The organism is Sulfurivermis sp. (assembly GCF_059410345.1).
Map to the genome: position 1 here is coordinate 91,510 of NZ_JBLJDO010000005.1, position 20,822 is coordinate 112,331.

The window sequence follows — 20,822 nt, forward strand, 5'->3', positions numbered from 1 at the left end:
TCTCTGCCTTACAGCACCTCAGGTGCCAGCGACACGATCTTCATGAAACGCTCGCCACGCAGCTCACGGGTCACGGGCCCGAAGATACGGGTGCCGATCGGCTCAAGCTTGTTGTTGAGCAGCACGGCAGCGTTGCCATCAAAGCGAATCAGGGAGCCGTCGGAACGGCGCACGCCCTTGGCGGTACGTACCACCACGGCATTGTAGACCTCCCCCTTTTTGACCTTGCCACGGGGGATGGCTTCCTTGATGCTTACTTTAATAACGTCGCCAATACTGGCGTAACGGCGGTGCGAACCGCCCAAAACCTTGATGCACTGGACCACACGGGCGCCGCTGTTGTCGGCCACATCCAGTTTTGTCTGCATCTGTATCATGGTTGTGTCTCCACACAATCACACTGGCCGGGAATCTGAAGGGGGCGCATATTAACACCAAACGGCGCCAAGCCCAAACCTTTTTTATCTGGGCTCCGGCGCCATCCCTACCGGCAGGGTGACGGATTATCAGTCTTCAGCTAGCCTTCTCAACCACCTTGACCAGGCGCCAGGTCTTGCTCTTGGAGAGCGGACGGCATTCCTCGATGGTCACCACATCCCCTTCCTTGCACTCGTTCTGCTCGTCATGGGCATGCAGCTTGGTGGAACGCTTTACATACTTACCGTAAATCGGGTGCTTGACGCGGCGCTCGATCAGGACGGTAATGGTCTTGTCCATCTTGTCGCTGGTGACGCGGCCGGTGACGGTACGCATCACTTTGGTTTCTTCGCTCATTCTGCCTTACCTGCCTTCTGTTCCAGAATGGTCTTGACCCGGGCGATATCACGGCGCACGGCCTTCACGCGGTGCGGCTGGGACAACTGACCGGTGCCCTTCTGCATACGCAGGTTGAACTGCTCACGCAGCAGGCCGAGCAACTCCTGATTCAGTTCCTCGACACCCTTCTGCCTCAAATCATTCGCTTTCATCACAGCACCGTACGGGTTACAAATGCGGTTTTCAGGGGCAGCTTGGCAGCTGCCAGGCGGAACGCCTCGCGGGCAATATCCTCACCCACCCCTTCCATTTCATACAGCATCTTGCCGGGCTGGATCTGGGCCACCCAGTACTCGACATTACCCTTACCGTTGCCCATACGTACTTCCAGGGGCTTCTGGGTAATCGGCTTGTCCGGGAACACACGGATCCAGATCTTGCCGCCACGCTTGACGTGACGGGTCATGGCTCGACGGGCGGCCTCGATCTGGCGGGCAGTGAGACGACCGCGCTCGACGCTCTTGAGGCCGAACTCCCCGAAGCTCACCTTGTTGCCGCTATTGGCCAGACCGCGGTTGCGGCCCTTATGCTGCTTGCGGAATTTTGTGCGTTTGGGCTGAAGCATCTTCCCTACTCCTCAAAATCAGTGGGCCGCGGCCTTTTCGGCCGCTGCGCCGGCGGCTTCGCCGCGGTCAAACACTTCGCCCTTGAAGATCCACACCTTGACGCCGATGACGCCGTAAGTGGTGTTGGCTTCGGCCACGCCGTAGTCGATGTCCGCACGCAAGGTATGCAGAGGCACGCGGCCTTCACGCACCCACTCACTGCGGGCAATCTCGGCGCCGTTCAGACGGCCACCAACATTGATCTTCACGCCCAGAGCGCCCAGACGCATGGCGTTCTGCACGGCGCGCTTCATGGCGCGGCGGAACATGATGCGGCGCTCCAGCTGCTGGGCGATGCTCTGCGCCACCAGGGTGGCATCCAGCTCGGGCTTACGCACTTCCTCGATGTTGATGTGCACGGGCACCTTCATCATCTCGGACACTTCCTGGCGCAGACGCTCGATATCCTCACCCTTCTTGCCAATCACCAGACCGGGACGGGCAGTATGGATGGTGATGCGGGCATTACGCGCGGGGCGCTCAATCTGCACGCGGCTGATGGATGCCTGAGCCAGCTTTTTCTGCAGGAACTCACGAACCTTGAGATCCATGTGCAGAAACTCCGGGAAGTTCTTGCTGTCGGCGTACCACTTGGAGGTCCAGTCCTTGGTGATGCCCAGGCGGATTCCGGTCGGGTGAACTTTGTGTCCCATTGCTGCCTCTCTGTTACTTTTCCGCGACCATCACGGTGATGTGACTGGTACGCTTGCTGATCCGGTTGCCACGGCCCTTGGCGCGCGCCTGCATGCGCTTGAGAGTCGGACCCTCGTCAACGTAGATCTTGGACACCTTCAACTCGTCGATGTCCGCACCCTCGTTGTGCTCGGCATTGGCGATGGCCGATTCGAGAACCTTCTTCACCATTTCCGCTGCCTTCTTCTGGCTGAAGGTCAGGGTCTGCAGAGCACGCTCCACAGGCATACCGCGGATCAGGTCGGCGACCAGGCGGCACTTCTGCGGCGAAATCCGCGCGTAGCGCAATTTTGCTGCCACTTCCATCGTCATCACCTCTTATTTCTTCGCCTTCTTGTCGGCCGCATGGCCGCGGAAGGTACGGGTCGGCGCGAATTCGCCCAGCTTATGGCCAACCATGTTGTCGGTAACCATAACCGGCACGTGCTGACGGCCGTTATGGATGGCGATGGTCAGGCCGACCATGTCCGGCAGAATCATCGAACGGCGCGACCAGGTCTTGATCGGCTTCTTGACATTGCTGGCAGCGGCCACTTCGACCTTCTTCGCCAGATGGTGATCGATGAAAGGGCCCTTTTTTACAGAACGCGGCATTACAGTTGCCCTCTTCCGTTATTTCTGGTTACGGCGGCGCACAATCATGCCGTCCGTACGTTTGTTGTTGCGGGTCTTGTAACCCTTGGTCGGCACACCCCAGGGCGTGCAGGGGTGACGGCCACCGGAGGTACGGCCTTCACCACCACCGTGCGGGTGGTCAACCGGGTTCATCACGACACCGCGCACCGTCGGGCGCACGCCCAGCCAGCGCTTGGCACCGGCTTTGCCCAGCTTGCGCAGGTTGTGCTCGCTGTTGCCGACTTCGCCGATGGTGGCGCGGCATTCAGCATGCACCTTGCGCATTTCGCCGGAACGCAGGCGCAGGGTGGCGTAGCCGCCTTCACGGGCCACCAGCTGCACGGCGGCACCGGCGGAGCGGGCCAACTGCGCACCCTTGCCGACCTTGAGTTCGACGCAGTGCACGGTGGAACCGACCGGGATGTTGCGCAGCGGCAGGCAGTTGCCGGCCTTGATGGGAGCGGCAGAGCCGGACATGATTTCGTCGCCGGCAGTCAGACCGCGCGGAGCGATGATGTAACGACGCTCGCCATCCGCATACTTGATCAGGGCGATGTGCGAAGTACGGTTCGGATCGTATTCCAGGCGCTCTACGGTACCGGCGATGCCGTCCTTGTTGCGCTTGAAATCAATCACACGGTAATGCTGCTTGTGCCCGCCGCCCTGGTGACGCGTCGTAATACGGCCGGCGTTGTTGCGGCCGCCATTCTTGGACTTTTTCTCCAGCAACGGCGCGTGCGGCGCACCCTTGTGCAGATCGGGGTTCACCACCTTGACGACAAAGCGGCGTCCGGGGGAGGTCGGTTTGAGTTTAACAATAGCCATTTTCGACGTCCTTCAAACGTTATTCCCCACCCATGAAGGAGATCTCTTGACCTTCCTTCAGGGTGACGTACGCCTTCTTCCAGTCACTGCGCTGGCCCATACGCTGGCCGAAACGCTTGACCTTGCCCTTGACAGTGCTGACACGCACGGCATCAACGCTGACATTGAACAGATGTTCAACCGCCGCCTTGATCTCCGGCTTGCTGGCATCGGTCACGACGCGGAACACATACTGGTTATTGGCATCGGCGATGACGCTGCTCTTCTCCGACAGGTGCGGGGCCAGCAACACTTTCAACAGACGTTCCTGGTTCATGCCAGCATCTCCTCTACCTGCTTCAGCGCCGGTACCGTAATCAATACCTTCTCGAAACCGACCAGACTTACCGGATCCACGTGACGCGCCATGCAGACCTCTACGTCATGCAGATTACGGGCGGACAGGTACAGGTTGTCGCCCAGTTCATCGGTCACGATCAGCGCATTGTTGATGCCCATGGACTTCAGCTTCTCAACCAGCTGCTTGGTCTTGGGGGCTTCCATCTCGAACTTGTCAACAACGACCAGACGCTCCTGACGCACCAGCTCGGCCATGATCGAGCGCAGGGCGGCACGGTACATCTTCTTGTTGACCTTCTGGCTGAAATCGCGGGGCTTGGCCGCGAAAATCTTGCCGCCGCCACGCCACAGCGGGCTGGAGCTCATACCGGCACGGGCACGGCCGGTGCCCTTCTGACGCCACGGCTTGGCGGTGGTGTGGCTGACCTCGGCGCGAGTCTTCTGCGCCTTGGTACCGGCACGACCACCGGCCAGATAGGCGGTTACGACCTGGTGTACCAGCGCTTCGTTGAAGTCTTCACCGAACATCAGATCGGAGACCTCGACGGATTTGGTGGAAGCGCGGCCAGTCGGCGTAGTCAATTTGATTTCCATCGTCTAACCCCCTTAGGCCTTCACGCTGGCGCGCACGATGAGATTGCCGCCGCGCGGGCCCGGTACAGCGCCCTTAACCAGCAACAGGTTGCGCTCGGCATCCACGCGCACGACCTCAAGGCATTGCACGGTGCAGCGCTCGTTACCCATGTGACCGGTCATCTTCTTGCCCTTGAACACACGACCCGGGGTCTGGTTCTGGCCGGTGGAACCGGGAACGCGGTGCGAACGGGAGTTGCCGTGGGTGGCATCCTGGGTACGGAAGTTGTGACGCTTCACGGTACCGGCATAGCCCTTACCGATGGAGGTGCCAGTAACGTCGACGCTCTGGCCGGCGGCGAAGATGTCGACCTTGATTTCATTGCCCGGGGCCAGTTCAGCGCCTTCGCCCTCGGCGAGACGGAACTCGGACAGGGTACGACCCGCCTCAACGCCGGCCGCGGCAAAGTGACCGGCCATCGGCTTGGTCACGCGCACGGCGCGGCGGGTGCCGACGGTCACCTGCACGGCACGGTAGCCGTCGGTTTCCAGGGTCTTGATCTGGGTGACGCGATTGGGTTCAACCTCAATCACGGTGACCGGGATACTGACGCCGTCTTCAGTAAAGACACGGGTCATACCGGCCTTGCGTCCGATAACACCTATTGCCATTGTTATAACCTCTATCTATGCCGATTACGATTGACCGGCACCTATTTGCAAGTAACGGGAGCCGGCAACACACCGGCCCACCGCATCAGCTCAGCTTGATCTGCACATCCACGCCGGCAGCGAGATCAAGCTTCATCAGTGCGTCGACCGTCTTGTCGGTCGGGTCGACGATTTCCATCATCCGCTTGTGGGTGCGCAGCTCATACTGATCACGCGCATCCTTGTTGACGTGCGGAGAAACCAGCACGGTAAAGCGCTCGTTTTTGGTCGGCAGCGGGATCGGACCCTTGACCTGCGCACCGGTACGCTTGGCGGTATCGACGATCTCCTTGGCCGACTGGTCGATCAGGCGATGGTCGAAAGCCTTGAGGCGAATACGAATCTTCTGGTTTGCCATGTCTATTACTCGATGATCTTGGCAACCACGCCGGCGCCGACAGTACGGCCACCTTCGCGGATTGCAAAGCGCAGACCTTCTTCCATTGCGATGGGAGAAATCAGCGATACCTTCATGTTCACGTTGTCACCCGGCATCACCATCTCCACGCCTTCCGGCAGGTCGCACGCACCGGTCACGTCCGTGGTACGGAAGTAGAACTGCGGGCGGTAACCGTTGAAGAACGGGGTGTGACGGCCGCCTTCGTCCTTGCTCAGCACGTACACTTCGGCGTCGAACTTGGTGTGCGGCTTGATGCTGCCCGGCTTGCACAGAACCTGGCCGCGCTCCACTTCGTCACGCTTGGTGCCGCGCAGCAGCACGCCGACGTTGTCACCGGCCTGACCCTGGTCCAGCAGCTTGCGGAACATTTCCACGCCGGTCACGGTGGTCTTGGTGGTCGGGCGAATGCCCACGATTTCCACTTCCTCACCCACCTTCACCACGCCGCGCTCGATACGGCCGGTCACCACGGTGCCGCGCCCGGAAATGGAGAACACGTCTTCGATCGGCATCAGGAAGGCGCCGTCGATGGCACGCTCCGGTTCCGGAATGTAGGTGTCCAGGGCGTTGATCAGCTTCTCAATCGCCGGCACGCCGATGTCGGAGGTATCACCTTCCAGCGCCTTCAGCGCCGAACCCACCACGATCGGGGTGTCATCGCCCGGGAAGTCGTAGGAGGACAGCAGGTCGCGCACCTCCATCTCGACCAGTTCCAGCAGTTCCGCGTCGTCCACCATGTCGGCCTTGTTCATGAACACGACGATGTACGGCACGCCGACCTGACGGGCCAGCAGGATGTGCTCGCGGGTCTGCGGCATCGGGCCGTCGGCAGCCGACACCACCAGGATCGCGCCGTCCATCTGCGCCGCGCCCGTGATCATGTTCTTCACGTAGTCGGCATGACCCGGGCAGTCCACGTGGGCGTAGTGGCGGTTCGCGGACTCGTACTCCACGTGCGCAGTAGAAATAGTGATACCACGGGCCTTTTCTTCCGGCGCCGCATCGATCTGGTCGTAGGCCTTCGCCTCACCACCGAACTTCTTCGCCTGCACCACCGTCAGGGCCGCGGTCAGCGTCGTCTTGCCATGGTCCACGTGACCAATCGTACCGACGTTTACGTGCGGCTTCTTACGCTCGAATTTTTCCTTGGACACGGTCGTTACCCTCTAAATAGCTGAATACTGGTTTGGTTGGTTCGTCAGGCGGACTTCTTGATGACCGCCTCGGTCACGTTCGCCGGAGCATCCTGGTACTTCTTGAACTCCATGGAGTAGGTGGCACGGCCCTGGGTCTGCGAACGCAGCGAGGTCGAGTAACCGAACATCTCGGACAGCGGCACCTCGGCGCGCAGCACCTTGATGCCGGCATTGTCTTCCATGCCCAGAATCATGCCGCGGCGGCGATTCAAATCGCCCATCACGTCGCCCATGTACTCTTCCGGCGTTTCCACCTCGACCGCCATGATCGGTTCGAGCAGGACGGCACCCGCCTTCAGCGCACCTTCCTTGAAGCCCATGGAACCGGCGATCTTGAACGCCATTTCGTTGGAGTCCACGTCGTGGTAAGAACCATCGAACAGGGTGACCTTGACGTCCACCACCGGGAAGCCGGCGATAACGCCGTTCTTCATCTGTTCCTGGACGCCCTTGTCCACGGCCGGGATGTATTCCTTCGGTACCACACCACCGACGATGCCGTTGACGAATTCATAACCCTTGCCGGGCTCCTGCGGCTCCAGCTTGAGCCATACATGACCGTACTGGCCACGACCGCCGGACTGGCGCACAAACTTACCTTCTTGTTCCACCGCCTTGCGGATGGTTTCGCGGTAGGCCACCTGGGGCGCACCAATGTTGGCCTCGACCTTGAATTCACGCTTCATGCGGTCGACGATGATTTCCAGGTGCAGTTCACCCATGCCGGAGATGATGGTCTGACCGGACTCTTCGTCGGTGCGCACGCGGAAGGACGGGTCCTCCTGCGCCAGCTTGTTCAGGGCCAGGCCCATCTTTTCCTGGTCGCTCTTGGTCTTCGGCTCCACAGCGATGGAAATTACCGGCTCCGGGAATTCCATCCGCTCCAGAATGACCGGCTTGTCCAGGGAGGACAGGGTGCTACCGGTAATAACGTCCTTCAGGCCGACACAGGCCACGATCTCACCGGCACGCGCCTCCTTCAGCTCATCACGCTGGTTGGCGTGCATCTGCAGCATACGGCCGATACGTTCCTTGCCGCCGCTCTGCGAGTTGTACACGCTGTCGCCGGTCGACAGTACGCCGGAATAGACGCGCACGAAGGTGAGCGAGCCGACGAACGGATCGGTCATGATCTTGAAGGCCAGCGCAGCAAACGGCTCGTCATCGCTGGACAGACGCTCCACCGGTTCACCGGTGTTGGCGTCAACACCCTTGATCGCCGGCACTTCCGGGGGCGACGGCAGGTAATCGATGACGGCGTCGAGCATGGCCTGCACGCCCTTGTTCTTGAAGGCGGAGCCGCACAGCATCGGGAAAATCTCCAGATTGATGGTGCGCTTGCGCAGAGCCTTCTTGATCTCTTCCTCGGAAAGGTCGCCTTCCTCGAGGTACTTGTTCATCAGATCTTCTTCGGCCTCGGCGGCCGCCTCGACCATCTTCTCACGCCATTCGGCGGCGGTCGCCTGCAACTCGGCCGGGATGTCGGCGTACTCGAAGGTGGTGCCCTGATCCGCGTCGTTCCAGACGATGGCCTTCATCTTGATCAGGTCGACCACGCCCTTGAAACCTTCCTCGGCACCGATGGGGATCTGAATCGGCACGGGGTTGGCGCGCAGGCGCTCCTTCATCTGACGCACGACCTTGAAAAAGTCAGCGCCGGCGCGATCCATCTTGTTGACGAAGGCGATACGCGGCACATGATATTTGGTCGCCTGGCGCCACACGGTTTCCGACTGCGGCTGCACGCCGCCTACGGCGCAGTACAGCATGCAGGCGCCGTCCAGCACACGCATGGAACGCTCCACCTCGATGGTGAAGTCCACGTGCCCCGGGGTATCGATGATGTTGATACGGTGCTCGGGGAACTGCTGGGCCATACCCTTCCAAAAGCAGGTGGTAGCCGCGGAGGTAATGGTGATACCACGTTCCTGCTCCTGCTCCATCCAGTCCATCGTCGCGGCGCCGTCGTGCACCTCGCCAATCTTGTGGCTGACGCCGGTATAGAAAAGCACGCGCTCGGTGGTGGTGGTCTTACCGGCGTCGATGTGCGCGGAAATACCGATGTTGCGGTAACGCTCGATGGGGGTGGTACGGGCCACAGCTAAATCCTCTTCTACTTACCAGCGGTAATGGGCGAAGGCCTTGTTGGCCTCGGCCATGCGATGCGTGTCTTCACGCTTCTTCACGGCAGTGCCCTTCTGCTCATAGGCATCCATGATCTCGCCGGCCAGACGCAGGCCCATGGACTTCTCGCCACGCTTGCGGGCGGCATCCACCAGCCAGCGCATGGCCAGCGCCATACCGCGGTCATTACGTACTTCGATGGGCACCTGGTAGGTGGCACCACCGACACGACGGGATTTGACCTCGACCATCGGGCGGATGTTGCCCAAAGCCTTTTCGAACATGACCAGGGGCTCGGCCTTGCTCTTCTCGGCGATGCGATCCAGGGCGCCGTAGACGATCTTCTCGGCAACGGCCTTTTTGCCGCTCAGCATCAGGATATTGATAAAGCGGGACAGCATCTTGTTGCCGTACTTCGGATCCGGCAACACATCGCGCTTGGTGGCACTCGTTCTTCTGGACATACCCGTAATTCCTTAAACGATTAGGACTTCGGACGCTTGGCGCCGTACTTGGAACGACCCTGCTTGCGATCCTTGACGCCGGAGGTGTCGAGGGTGCCGCGCACGGTGTGGTAACGCACACCCGGCAGATCCTTCACACGACCACCGCGAATCAGGACCACGGAGTGTTCCTGCAGGTTGTGGCCTTCACCGCCGATGTAAGTGGTCACTTCAAAGCCATTGGTGAGGCGCACGCGGGCAACCTTACGCAGGGCCGAGTTCGGCTTCTTCGGGGTGGTGGTGTATACACGGGTGCACACACCGCGCTTCTGCGGGCAGCTGTCCAGCGCAGGAACCTTGCTCTTCTCTACGGGGCGTACCCGCGGCTTGCGTACCAATTGGTTAATCGTCGCCATTTGTCTCTTCGACTCCAGCCAAAATAAGCAACAGGCCGGCAAAACACCGGCCTGTGAAAAAGAAGCGGGATTCTAAGAACACGGAGGGGCTATGTCAATAGCAACCCCGCCGTCTCCGGTCCTTCCGCCGTATTTAACTACTCGCCGCTGCCGGTTTCGGCCGCCACAACCGGGGCGACCTCTTCGGTAGTCGGCATCTCGCCGGTCAGCTGATACCGCTTGCGCCGGCGCTCGTTGTGGTAGGCCAGGCCGGTACCGGCCGGGATCAGGCGTCCCACGATGACGTTTTCCTTCAGGCCGCGCAGTTCATCCATCTTGCCGGTGACCGCTGCATCCGTAAGGACGCGGGTGGTTTCCTGGAAGGACGCCGCGGAAATGAAGGACTCGGTGGACAACGAGGCCTTGGTGATACCCAGCAACTCGCGGTCGTAGGTGGCAGGCATCTTGCCCGCCCCCATGATCACCTCGTTCTCCTCCTGCACCCGGGCCAGTTCCAGCTGTTCACCCTGCAGGAACTTGGTGTCGCCGCCTTCCTTGATGGTGACCTTGCGCAGCATCTGCCGCACGATGACTTCGATGTGCTTGTCGTTGATCTTCACGCCCTGCAGACGGTAGACGTCCTGCACTTCGTTGACGATGTAGTTAGCAAGCGCTTCCACACCCTGCAGACGCAGAATATCGTGCGGCGTCGGTTCGCCTTCGACGATGACTTCGCCCTTCTCCACATGCTCGCCCTCGAACACGGTGACGTGGCGCCACTTCGGAATCAGCTCCTCATGCGGCTCGCTGCCGTCGGTCGGGGTGATGATCAGGCGCTGCTTGCCCTTGGTTTCCTTGCCGAAGCTGAGGGTACCGGAGATCTCCGCCAGGATGGCCGGCTCCTTGGGCTTGCGGGCCTCGAACAGGTCGGCCACGCGGGGCAGACCGCCGGTGATATCACGGGTCTTGGACGATTCCTGCGGGATACGGGCGACGACGTCACCCACACCCACCTCGGCACCGTCGGCCAGGTTGACGATGGCGCCGGCGGGCAGGAAGTAGTTGGCGGGCAGTTCGGTGCCCGGGATGAACACGTCATTGCCCTTCTCATCCACCAGCTTGACCATCGGACGCAGGTCTTTGCCAGTCGAGCCGCGCTGCTTGGGATCGGTGACCACCAGGCTGGACAGACCGGTGACTTCGTCGGTCTGGCGGTTGATGGTGACACCATCGACGAAGTCGGTGAAGCGCACGCGGCCGGCGATTTCCGTAATAACCGGATGGGTATGGGGATCCCAGGTAGCCACCACCTGGCCGCCCTTCACCGCATCGCCGTCGCCCACGCTGATCACCGCGCCGTAGGGCACCTTGTAACGTTCGCGCTCACGCCCGTTCTCGTCCAACACGGTCAGTTCGCCGGAACGGGATACCGCCACACGGTTGCCAGAGGCATGCTCGACCAATTTGATGTTGTGCAGACGTACCGCGCCGTTGTTCTTCACGGCGATGTTGTTGACTGCCGCCGAACGGGAGGCGGCGCCACCGATGTGGAAGGTACGCATGGTGAGCTGGGTACCCGGCTCACCGATGGACTGGGCCGCGATGACACCCACCGCCTCGCCTACGTTGACGCGATGGCCACGGGCCAGGTCACGGCCATAACAGGCGGAGCAGACACCATAACGGCTTTCGCAGGTAATCGGCGAACGCACATACAGGTGGTCGATGGACATATCCTCCAGCTTCGCCACCCACTTTTCGTCCAGCAGGGTGCCACGCGGGATGGCGACCTCGTCACTGCCGGAAACAAACACATCCTCGGCAGTCACACGGCCCAGCACGCGCTCACGCAGCGGCTCCACCACGTCGCCACCTTCGATCAGAGACTGCATGGTGATGCCCTGGCTGGTGCCGCAATCGTCTTCGGTGACGACCAGGTCCTGCGCCACGTCGACTAGACGGCGGGTCAGGTAACCGGAGTTGGCGGTCTTCAGCGCGGTATCAGCGAGACCCTTACGGGCACCGTGCGTGGAAATGAAGTACTGCAGAACCGACAGACCCTCACGGAAGTTTGCCGTGATCGGGGTCTCGATGATGGAACCGTCCGGCTTCGCCATCAGGCCGCGCATACCGGCCAGCTGACGGATCTGGGCGGCGCTACCACGGGCGCCGGAGTCGGCCATCATGAACACCGAGTTGAAGGACGGCTGACGCACGGTCTCGCCCTTGGCGTTGACCACCTCCTCCGAACCCAGCTTGTCCATCATCGCCTTGGCGACCTGGTCGTTGGTGCGAGACCAGATGTCGACCACCTTGTTGTAGCGCTCGCCGTTGGTGACCAGACCGGAGATGTACTGGTTCTCGATCTCCTTCACCTCGCTATCGGCACGGCCCAGGATATCGGCCTTCTCGTCCGGGATCACCATGTCTTCCAGACCGAACGACACGCCGGCACGAGTGGCGTAGCGGAAACCGGTATACATCAGGTGGTCGGCGAAGATCACCGTGTCCTTCAGGCCGAGGCGGCGGTAGCAGGTGTTGATCAGCTGCGAAATCGCCTTCTTGACCAGCGGACGGTTGACCAGCTCGAACGGCAGGCCGTCGGGCACGACGTCGAACAGCAGCGAGCGACCGACCGTGGTGTCCTTCAGGCTGATCTTTTCCTCACGCTCGCCCTGCTCATTGAACAGCACTTCGCGGATACGCACCTTGATGCGGGCCTGCAGTTCCACATTGCCGGTCTGATAGGCACGCAGCACCTCGGCGGTATCGGCAAAGACCATACCCTCGCCCTTGCCGTTGATGCGATCACGGGTCATGTAATACAGGCCCAGCACCACGTCCTGCGACGGCACGATGATCGGCTCGCCGTTGGCGGGCGACAGGATGTTGTTGGTGGACATCATCAGGGCGCGCGCTTCCAACTGGGCTTCCAGCGACAGCGGCACATGCACGGCCATCTGGTCACCGTCGAAGTCGGCGTTGAAGGCGGCGCAGACCAGCGGATGCAGCTGAATGGCCTTACCTTCGATCAGCACCGGCTCAAAGGCCTGGATGCCAAGACGGTGCAGGGTCGGGGCACGGTTCAGCAGCACGGGATGCTCGCGGATCACCTCAGCGAGAATATCCCACACCTCCGGACCTTCGCGCTCGACCATCTTCTTGGCCGCCTTGATGGTGGTGGCCAGGCCGCGGCGCTCCAGCTTGGAGAAGATGAAGGGCTTGAACAGCTCCAGCGCCATCTTCTTGGGCAGACCGCACTGGTGCAGGCGCAGGGTCGGACCCACCACGATGACGGAGCGGCCGGAGTAGTCGACACGCTTGCCGAGCAGGTTCTGACGGAAGCGGCCCTGCTTGCCCTTGATCATGTCGGCCAGGGACTTGAGCGGACGCTTGTTGGAGCCGGTGATGGCGCGGCCGCGACGGCCATTGTCCATCAGCGCATCCACCGCTTCCTGCAGCATGCGCTTTTCGTTGCGCACGATGATGTCCGGCGCCGCCAGATCCAGCAGGCGCTTGAGACGGTTGTTGCGATTGATGACGCGACGATACAGGTCATTCAGATCGGAGGTGGCGAAACGGCCGCCTTCCAGCGGCACCAGCGGACGCAGCTCCGGCGGCAGCACCGGCAGCACGGTCATCACCATCCACTCCGGCTTGTTGCCGGACTCGAGGAATGCCTCGATCAGCTTCAGGCGCTTGGTGTACTTCTTCAGTTTGGTCTCGGAGTTGGTGGTCGGCAACTCTTCGCGGATCTTGGTGGCCTCGGCCTGCAGGTCCATGCTGCGCAGCAGCTGGTAGATGGCCTCGGCGCCCATGCGCGCGTCGAACTCGTCACCATATTCCTCGATGGCGTCCAGATAGGCCTCGTCCGACAGCAGCTGGCCGCGTTCGAGCTGGGTCATGCCCGGATCGATCACCACGAAGCCTTCGAAATACAGCACGCGCTCGATGTCGCGCAGGGTCATGTCGAGCAACAGGCCCATGCGGGACGGCAGGCTCTTCAGGAACCAGATGTGCGCAGTGGGGCTGGCCAGCTCGATGTGGCCCATGCGCTCGCGGCGTACCTTGGCCAGGGTCACTTCCACGCCGCACTTCTCGCAGATCACGCCGCGGTGCTTGAGGCGCTTGTACTTGCCGCACAGGCACTCGTAATCCTTCACCGGGCCAAAGATCTTGGCGCAGAACAGGCCGTCACGCTCCGGTTTGAAGGTGCGGTAGTTGATGGTCTCCGGCTTTTTAACTTCGCCGAAAGACCACGAGCGGATCTTGTCTGGCGACGCCAGTCCGATGCGGATGGCGTCAAAGTCTTCAATCGGGCCTTGCTGCTTCAGAAGATTCAGAAGGTCTTTCACCGTGTGTCTCCTCAGTTGTCCGTCGCTTGCCGTTCGCTACAGCCGCCCGTAATACCGGGCGCCGCTCGCGTCGGACTAATCTTGTTCCAGCTCGATGTCGATACCCAGGGCACGAATTTCCTTGATCAACACATTGAAGGATTCCGGCATGCCGGCCTCCATGCGGTGATCACCGTCCACGATGTTTTTGTACATCTTGGTGCGGCCGTTCACGTCGTCGGACTTCACCGTGAGCATTTCCTGCAGGGTATAGGCGGCACCATAGGCTTCCAGCGCCCACACTTCCATCTCACCGAAACGCTGGCCGCCGAACTGGGCCTTGCCGCCCAGCGGCTGCTGGGTCACCAGGCTGTACGGGCCGGTGGAACGGGCGTGCATCTTGTCATCCACCAGGTGGTTCAGCTTCAGCATGTACATGTAACCCACCGTCACCTTGCGGTCGAAGGCATCGCCGGTACGGCCGTCGAACAGCGTCGTCTGGCCAGACTCGGGCAGGCCGGCCAGGCGCAGCATCTGGCGGATTTCCTCCTCGTGCACACCGTCGAACACCGGTGTTGCCATCGGCACGCCCTTCTTCAGGTTCATGCACAAGGCGATGATTTCCTCGTCACTGAAGCTGTCGAGGTCTTCCTTCTTGCCGCTGGTGTTGTAGATCTGGTCGAGCAACTTGCGCAGCTCGTCGACCTTGGCCTTCGCCTCGATCATGCGGCCGATCTTCAGGCCCAGGCCGCGCGCGGCCCAGCCCAGATGGGTCTCCAGCACCTGACCAACGTTCATACGCGACGGTACGCCAAGCGGGTTCAGCACGATATCGACCGGGGTGCCGTCGGCACTGTAGGGCATGTCCTCCACCGGAACGATCATGGAGATGACACCCTTGTTACCGTGACGACCGGCCATCTTGTCACCGGGCTGGATACGGCGTTTGACGGCGAGGTACACCTTCACCATCTTCAGCACGCCCGGGGCCAGGTCATCACCCTGGGTCAGCTTGCGCTTCTTGTCCTCGTACTGCTCCTCGAAGCTCTTGCGCAGCTGCTTGATCTGTTCCGCCACCACTTCCATCTGGGCATTGGCGTCTTCTGCCTTGAGGCGGATCTCGAACCACTTCTCCGTCGGCACTTCGGCCAGATAGGATTTGGTGATCTTGTCGCCAGCCTTCAGCTTGTTGGGACCACCGGCAGCGACCTTGCCCACCAGCATCTTCTCCACGCGCTGGAAGATGTCATCTTCCATGATGCGGCGTTGGTCCATCAGGTCCTTGCGCACCTGGGCCAGACCTTCTTCCTCGATGGCTTTGGCACGACTGTCCTTCTCCAGACCATCGCGGGTGAATACCTGCACGTCGATGACGGTGCCGTTCATGCCGGAGGGCACGCGCAGCGAGGTGTCCTTCACGTCGGAGGCCTTCTCACCGAAGATGGCGCGCAGCAGCTTCTCTTCCGGGGTGAGTTGGGTTTCGCCCTTCGGCGTGACCTTGCCCACCAGGATGTCGCCGGAGGTGACTTCGGCACCGATGTAGACGATACCGGCCTCGTCGAGACGGGCCAGGGCGCTCTCGCCCACGTTGGGGATATCGGCGGTGATTTCCTCGGGGCCGAGCTTGGTGTCACGGGCCACGCAGGTCAGCTCTTCGATATGGATGGTGGTGTAGCGATCCTCTTCCACCACGCGCTCGGACACCAGGATGGAGTCCTCGAAGTTGTAGCCGTTCCAGGGCATGAAGGCGACCAACATGTTCTGGCCCAGGGCCAGCTCGCCCAGGTCGGTAGCAGAGCCGTCGGCCAGCACGTCGCCGCGCGCAATCACGTCACCGGTGTTGACCAGCGGACGCTGGTTGACACAGGTGTTCTGGTTGGAGCGGGTGTACTTGGTCAGGTTGTAGATGTCCACACCCGACTCGCCGGCCTCGGTCTCGTTGTCGTTGACGCGCACCACGATGCGGCTGGCGTCCACCGAGTCCACCACGCCGCCACGACGCGCCACCACGGAGGTGCCGGAATCGATGGCCACGGCGCGCTCCATGCCGGTACCCACCAGCGGCTTCTGCGGGCGCAACGTCGGCACGGCCTGGCGCTGCATATTGGAACCCATCAGCGCGCGGTTGGCGTCGTCGTGCTCCAGGAACGGAATCAGCGACGCGGCCACCGAGACGATCTGCTTGGGCGAAATGTCCATGTAGTTGACCTTGTCGCGCGGCGACAGGGTGAACTCGTTCATGTGACGGCAGGACACCAGATCGTCCACCAGGTTGCCCTTGGCATCGACCTTGGCGTTGGCCTGGGCAATGACGAACTCGCCCTCGTCGATGGCCGACAGGTATTCGTATTCGTCGGTCACCTTGCCATCCACCACCTTGCGATAGGGGGTTTCCAGGAAACCGTAATCATTGGGACGCGAGAACACAGCCAGCGAATTGATCAGACCGATGTTCGGACCTTCCGGCGTCTCGATGGGGCACAGACGGCCGTAGTGGGTCGGGTGCACGTCGCGCACTTCGAAACCGGCGCGCTCGCGGGTCAGGCCGCCAGGACCCAGCGCGGAGATACGGCGCTTGTGGGTGATCTCCGACAGCGGGTTGTTCTGATCCATGAACTGTGACAGCTGCGAGGAACCGAAGAACTCCTTGATCGCAGCCGACACCGGCTTGGCATTGATCAACTCCTGCGGCATCAGTCCTTCGGACTCGGCCAGCGACAGGCGCTCCTTCACGGCACGTTCCACGCGCACCAGGCCGATACGGAACTGATTCTCAGCCATTTCACCCACGGAACGGATACGGCGGTTACCAAGGTGGTCGATATCGTCCACTACACCGTTGCCATTACGGATATCGATCAGCACCTTGAGGACATCAATGATGTCTTCCTTAGACAGCACGCCACTGCCGGTGACCTCTTTGCGGCCGACGCGACGGTTGAACTTCATGCGGCCAACAGCGGACAGGTCGTAACGATCTTCACTGAAGAACAGGCCCTGGAACAGGTTCTCGGCCGCTTCCTTGGTGGGAGGCTCGCCTGGACGCATCATGCGGTAGATCTCGACCAGCGCCTCCAACTGGGTGCGGGTCGGATCGATGCGCAGGGTGCTGGAAATAAACGGACCGTGATCCAGATCGTTGGTAAAGATCGTGCGGAAGCTGGTCACACCCGCCTGACGCATCTTGTCCACTACATCCAGGGTCAGCTCGTCGTTGGCCTGGGCCAGAACTTCGCCAGTCAAGGTATCGACCACATCGTGCGCCAGGGCCTTGCCGGCGGCAAACTCGTAGGGCACGTCGAGAGTCTTCACCTCGGCCTTGGCCATCTCGCGGGTATGACGCGCGGTGATACGGCGACCGGCCTCGACCAGCACCTTGCCCTTGATGGTGATGTCGAAATCGACGGTCTCGCCGCGCAGGCGTTCGGGCACCAGATCGACGGTCAAACCGTCCTTGCCGAAGGTAAACGTGTCGGTTTCAAAGAACATCCCGAGGATGTCCTCGTTGCTGTAGCCCAGGGCACGCAGCAGGATCGTCGCCGGCAGCTTACGGCGACGGTCGATACGTACGAATACGCTGTCCTTGGGATCGAATTCGAAGTCGAGCCAGGAGCCGCGGTAGGGAATCACGCGGGCAGAGAACAGCAGCTTGCCGGAAGAATGCGTCTTGCCCTTGTCATGCTCGAAGAACACGCCGGGGGAACGGTGCAGCTGGGAAACGATGACACGCTCCGTGCCATTGATGACGAAAGTGCCATTTTCGGTCATGAGCGGCAGCTCGCCCATGTACACTTCCTGCTCCTTGATATCCTTGACCGGCTTGGTGCCTGCAGGGGCATCCTTGTCGTAGATCACCAAGCGCACCTTGACGCGCAGCGGCGCGGCGTAGGTCATGCCGCGCAACTGGCATTCCTTGACGTCGAATACGGGGGTACCGAGGCGATAGCTCACGTACTCCAGCGCGGCATTACCCGAGTAACTGGTGATCGGGAATACCGAACGGAAGGCGGCGTGCAGACCCTGTTCACGCAGCGCCTCGGGCGCGGCATCAGGCTGCAGAAAACTACGATACGATTCCAGCTGAATGGCCAGAAGGTACGGGATATCCAGGATGCTGGGGCGTTTGCCGAAATCCTTGCGGATGCGTTTCTTCTCAGTAAACGAGTAGGCCATCAGAGTTCCTCAGCTTCGCTCATGTAGGTCCAGCAACCGCGCCGGATAGGATCCTTGCAGGCATTGCGGTTGCCGGGGGTGTTCGCTTCCGCTGCCCAGCGGAAAAAGGCCGGTGGCATATCAGCCACCAGCCGGTGTTACTTAAAGTAAAACAGCGCCATCCCTGGCGTTACGAATGAACCCATCAGGTTCCCCGTTGCTAGTCCGATAATGTCAGGTTCCCCCGACGCACGTCGTTCGTTATGGACTTCGCTTACTTCAGCTCGACCTTGGCGCCGGCTTCTTCCAGCTGCTTCTTGATGTCTTCGGCTTCGGCCTTGGACGCGCCTTCCTTCACGGTGGAAGGCACGCCTTCGACCATGTCCTTGGCTTCCTTCAGACCCAGGCCGGTGATGGCACGAACGGCCTTGATCACGTTGACCTTGTTGTCGCCGAAGCTGGTCATGATGACGTTGAACTCAGTCTGCTCCTCAGCGGCAGCAGCTCCACCGCCGGCGGCGGGGCCGGCAGCAACGGCTACAGCAGCGGTAACACCAAACTTCTCTTCCATCGCCTCGATGAGGTCAACGACCTCCATCACGGTCATGTTGGCAACGGCTTCCAGGATGTCTTCTTTGGTAACGGCCATGATACTAACCTCTGTAATTTCTGTTATCGACTGCATTCACGCAGCGGATTGAATGGTTTCCGGTTCCGAACTCAGGCAGCAGCGCCGGCCTTCTGATCGCGCACAGCGGCCAGAGTCGCGGCAAGCTTGCCCACGGGAGCCTTCATCACAGCCATCAACTGGCTGATAGCCTGCGGCTTGTTCGGGATACGAGCCAGGCGCGCCAGTTCGGCAGCCGGCAACAGCTTGCCGCCGATGGAAACAGCCCGGACCACCAACTTGTCGTTGCCCTTGACGAACTCGCTGATCACGCGACCAGCACCGCCCGGATCTTCCTGCGAAAACGCCACCATCAGGGGACCGGTCAGGGACTCCTGCAGACAAGCGAATTCGGTGCCTTCAACAGCACGGCGGGCCAGCGTGTTCTTGACCACGCGCACATACACACCTTCCTTACGCGCCTTGGTGCGCAGGTCGGTCATTTGAGCGGCGGACAGACCGGCATACTCCGCCACGACGACGGAGTGAGCCTTGCCAGCGACTTCGGCGACTTCGGCTACGATGGTCTTCTTTTGTTCAAGATTGAGAGCCACGCGAAATCACCTCTTCTCGTTACATAACGTGTACGGAGTGGGACAAGATACATCCCCTTCCGCACCACCCTTGATGGAGCCGGTCAACAACACCGGTTCCGCCTCACGGTGGCCCTCACAGGGGAACCTGACAGGGTGACACCGTCTACGCAGGCACCTCAGGGAGGCATTAAGCTTGCGCACCTGCGGTCTTCGACGTGCACCGGCGTTACTGCCGGCGGTCAAAAGTCATTACAAAGTGTTAGTGCAATCAGGCCAGTGAGGACTGATCCAGCACAATACCCGGGCCCATGGTGGTGGACACGGTGATCTTCTTCATATAGCTGCCTTTGGCGGTGCTCGGCTTGGCCTTCTGCAGGTCGGCGAGCAATGCCTGGAGATTTTCCTTCAGCGCGTTGGGTGCAAAGCCCACCTTGCCGATGGAGCAGTGGATGATGCCGGCCTTGTCGGTACGGTAGCGCACCTGACCGGCCTTGGCATTCTTCACGGCATCAGCGACGTTGGGGGTCACGGTACCAACCTTGGGGTTCGGCATCAGACCGCGCGGACCGAGGATCTGGCCGAGCTGACCGACGACGCGCATGGCGTCCGGCGAAGCGATGACCACATCGAAATCCATATTGCCGGCCTTCACCTGCTCAGCCAGGTCGTCCATACCGACGATATCGGCACCGGCGGCCTTGGCGGCCTCGGCGTTGGCCCCCTGGGTGAACACGGCGACACGCACGGTCTTACCGGTGCCATTCGGCAGTACGGTGGAACCACGCACCACCTGATCGGACTTGCGCGGATCGACGCCCAGGTTCACCGCCACATCAATAGATTCGACAAACTTGGCCTTGGGCAGCTCGTTCAACAGAGTGAATGCCTCTTCGGCAGCATAAAGCTTGCCGGGCTGCAGCTTCTCACGCACAGCCTTCATACGCTTGGTCAACTTGGCCATGGCTTATACCCCTTCCGTCTCGATGCCCATGCTGCGCGCACTGCCCGCGATGGTACGCACAGCGGCGTCCATGTCGGCGGCGGTCAGATCGGCCATCTTGGTTTTGGCGATTTCTTCCAGCTGGGCACGGCTTACCTTGCCCACCTTGTCACGATTCGGCACCTTGGATCCGGAGGTGATGCCAGCAGCCTTCTTCAGCAGAATGGAGGCCGGCGGGGTCTTGGTGACGAAGGTGAAGCTGCGGTCGCTATAGACCGTAATCACCACGGGAATGGGCAGACCCGGCTCAATACCCTGGGTCTGGGCGTTGAACGCCTTGCAGAACTCCATGATGTTAACGCCGCGCTGACCGAGAGCGGGGCCGACCGGGGGGCTGGGGTTGGCCTGTCCGGCCTTTACCTGCAGCTTGATATAAGCATCAATCTTCTTAGCCATGA

At 60.9% G+C, this 20,822-nt stretch carries 22 protein-coding genes; all 22 read right to left on the bottom strand.

Annotated features, from left to right (window positions below):
- Positions 1 to 8: 8 nt before the first annotated feature.
- Entirely contained in the window at positions 9 to 377 is a 369-nt protein-coding gene (gene rplN / locus ACMV8A_RS06015; protein ID WP_495324862.1) for a 50S ribosomal protein L14, read from the bottom strand.
- Between the two features lie 136 nt (positions 378 to 513).
- A complete protein-coding gene (rpsQ, locus tag ACMV8A_RS06020) occupies positions 514 to 774 on the bottom strand; it encodes a 30S ribosomal protein S17 (RefSeq protein WP_495324863.1) in 261 nt (86 codons plus the stop codon).
- Complete coding sequence (gene rpmC, locus ACMV8A_RS06025; protein WP_495324864.1) at positions 771 to 968, bottom strand: 50S ribosomal protein L29; 198 nt, start codon at positions 966 to 968, stop codon at positions 771 to 773. The genes rpsQ and rpmC overlap by 4 nt, the downstream gene beginning before the upstream one ends.
- On the bottom strand, positions 968 to 1,381 hold the full coding sequence (rplP, locus tag ACMV8A_RS06030; protein WP_495324865.1) for a 50S ribosomal protein L16: 414 nt from the start codon (positions 1,379 to 1,381) through the stop codon (positions 968 to 970). Before rplP ends, rpmC begins: the two co-directional genes overlap by 1 nt.
- An 18-nt stretch (positions 1,382 to 1,399) precedes the next feature.
- Complete coding sequence (gene rpsC / locus ACMV8A_RS06035) at positions 1,400 to 2,074, bottom strand: 30S ribosomal protein S3 (RefSeq protein WP_495324866.1); 675 nt, start codon at positions 2,072 to 2,074, stop codon at positions 1,400 to 1,402.
- Between the two features lie 13 nt (positions 2,075 to 2,087).
- Positions 2,088 to 2,420, bottom strand: coding sequence for a 50S ribosomal protein L22 (gene rplV / locus ACMV8A_RS06040; protein ID WP_495324867.1), 333 nt, complete (start codon positions 2,418 to 2,420; stop codon positions 2,088 to 2,090).
- Positions 2,421 to 2,432: 12 nt separating this feature from the next.
- Positions 2,433 to 2,708: a 30S ribosomal protein S19 gene (rpsS, locus tag ACMV8A_RS06045; protein ID WP_495324868.1), complete on the bottom strand. Its 276-nt coding sequence runs from the start codon at positions 2,706 to 2,708 to the stop codon at positions 2,433 to 2,435.
- Positions 2,709 to 2,726: 18 nt separating this feature from the next.
- The gene (gene rplB, locus ACMV8A_RS06050) at positions 2,727 to 3,554 is read right to left on the bottom strand and encodes a 50S ribosomal protein L2 (protein ID WP_495324869.1); all 828 of its coding nucleotides are present in this window, start codon (positions 3,552 to 3,554) and stop codon (positions 2,727 to 2,729) included.
- 19 nt (positions 3,555 to 3,573) lie between these two features.
- Complete coding sequence (gene rplW, locus ACMV8A_RS06055) at positions 3,574 to 3,870, bottom strand: 50S ribosomal protein L23 (protein WP_495324870.1); 297 nt, start codon at positions 3,868 to 3,870, stop codon at positions 3,574 to 3,576.
- Positions 3,867 to 4,487 (bottom strand): 50S ribosomal protein L4, encoded by a 621-nt coding sequence (gene rplD / locus ACMV8A_RS06060; protein WP_495324871.1) that lies wholly within the window; start codon positions 4,485 to 4,487, stop codon positions 3,867 to 3,869. The genes rplW and rplD overlap by 4 nt, the downstream gene beginning before the upstream one ends.
- Before the next feature lie 12 nt (positions 4,488 to 4,499).
- The gene (gene rplC / locus ACMV8A_RS06065; protein ID WP_495324872.1) at positions 4,500 to 5,138 is read right to left on the bottom strand and encodes a 50S ribosomal protein L3; all 639 of its coding nucleotides are present in this window, start codon (positions 5,136 to 5,138) and stop codon (positions 4,500 to 4,502) included.
- Positions 5,139 to 5,223: 85 nt separating this feature from the next.
- Positions 5,224 to 5,535 carry a 30S ribosomal protein S10 gene (gene rpsJ / locus ACMV8A_RS06070; RefSeq protein WP_495324873.1) on the bottom strand — a complete coding sequence of 104 codons (312 nt, stop codon included), beginning with the start codon at positions 5,533 to 5,535 and terminating at the stop codon, positions 5,224 to 5,226.
- A gap of 5 nt (positions 5,536 to 5,540) precedes the next feature.
- The gene (tuf, locus tag ACMV8A_RS06075; RefSeq protein ID WP_495324874.1) at positions 5,541 to 6,731 is read right to left on the bottom strand and encodes an elongation factor Tu; all 1,191 of its coding nucleotides are present in this window, start codon (positions 6,729 to 6,731) and stop codon (positions 5,541 to 5,543) included.
- Positions 6,732 to 6,775: 44 nt separating this feature from the next.
- Positions 6,776 to 8,872, bottom strand: coding sequence for an elongation factor G (gene fusA, locus ACMV8A_RS06080; RefSeq protein ID WP_495324875.1), 2,097 nt, complete (start codon positions 8,870 to 8,872; stop codon positions 6,776 to 6,778).
- Between the two features lie 18 nt (positions 8,873 to 8,890).
- Positions 8,891 to 9,361 (bottom strand): 30S ribosomal protein S7, encoded by a 471-nt coding sequence (gene rpsG, locus ACMV8A_RS06085; RefSeq protein ID WP_495324876.1) that lies wholly within the window; start codon positions 9,359 to 9,361, stop codon positions 8,891 to 8,893.
- A 20-nt stretch (positions 9,362 to 9,381) separates the two neighbouring features.
- Complete coding sequence (gene rpsL, locus ACMV8A_RS06090; protein ID WP_495324877.1) at positions 9,382 to 9,756, bottom strand: 30S ribosomal protein S12; 375 nt, start codon at positions 9,754 to 9,756, stop codon at positions 9,382 to 9,384.
- Positions 9,757 to 9,893: 137 nt separating this feature from the next.
- The gene (rpoC, locus tag ACMV8A_RS06095; RefSeq protein ID WP_495324878.1) at positions 9,894 to 14,090 is read right to left on the bottom strand and encodes a DNA-directed RNA polymerase subunit beta'; all 4,197 of its coding nucleotides are present in this window, start codon (positions 14,088 to 14,090) and stop codon (positions 9,894 to 9,896) included.
- Positions 14,091 to 14,165: 75 nt separating this feature from the next.
- Positions 14,166 to 18,242: a DNA-directed RNA polymerase subunit beta gene (gene rpoB, locus ACMV8A_RS06100; RefSeq protein WP_495324879.1), complete on the bottom strand. Its 4,077-nt coding sequence runs from the start codon at positions 18,240 to 18,242 to the stop codon at positions 14,166 to 14,168.
- Between the two features lie 253 nt (positions 18,243 to 18,495).
- Positions 18,496 to 18,870, bottom strand: coding sequence for a 50S ribosomal protein L7/L12 (gene rplL / locus ACMV8A_RS06105; protein WP_495324880.1), 375 nt, complete (start codon positions 18,868 to 18,870; stop codon positions 18,496 to 18,498).
- 71 nt (positions 18,871 to 18,941) lie between these two features.
- The gene (gene rplJ, locus ACMV8A_RS06110; protein WP_495324881.1) at positions 18,942 to 19,442 is read right to left on the bottom strand and encodes a 50S ribosomal protein L10; all 501 of its coding nucleotides are present in this window, start codon (positions 19,440 to 19,442) and stop codon (positions 18,942 to 18,944) included.
- 250 nt (positions 19,443 to 19,692) lie between these two features.
- On the bottom strand, positions 19,693 to 20,385 hold the full coding sequence (gene rplA / locus ACMV8A_RS06115; RefSeq protein WP_495324882.1) for a 50S ribosomal protein L1: 693 nt from the start codon (positions 20,383 to 20,385) through the stop codon (positions 19,693 to 19,695).
- A 3-nt stretch (positions 20,386 to 20,388) separates the two neighbouring features.
- Positions 20,389 to 20,820, bottom strand: coding sequence for a 50S ribosomal protein L11 (gene rplK / locus ACMV8A_RS06120; protein ID WP_495324883.1), 432 nt, complete (start codon positions 20,818 to 20,820; stop codon positions 20,389 to 20,391).
- Between the last annotated feature and the right edge of the window lie 2 nt (positions 20,821 to 20,822).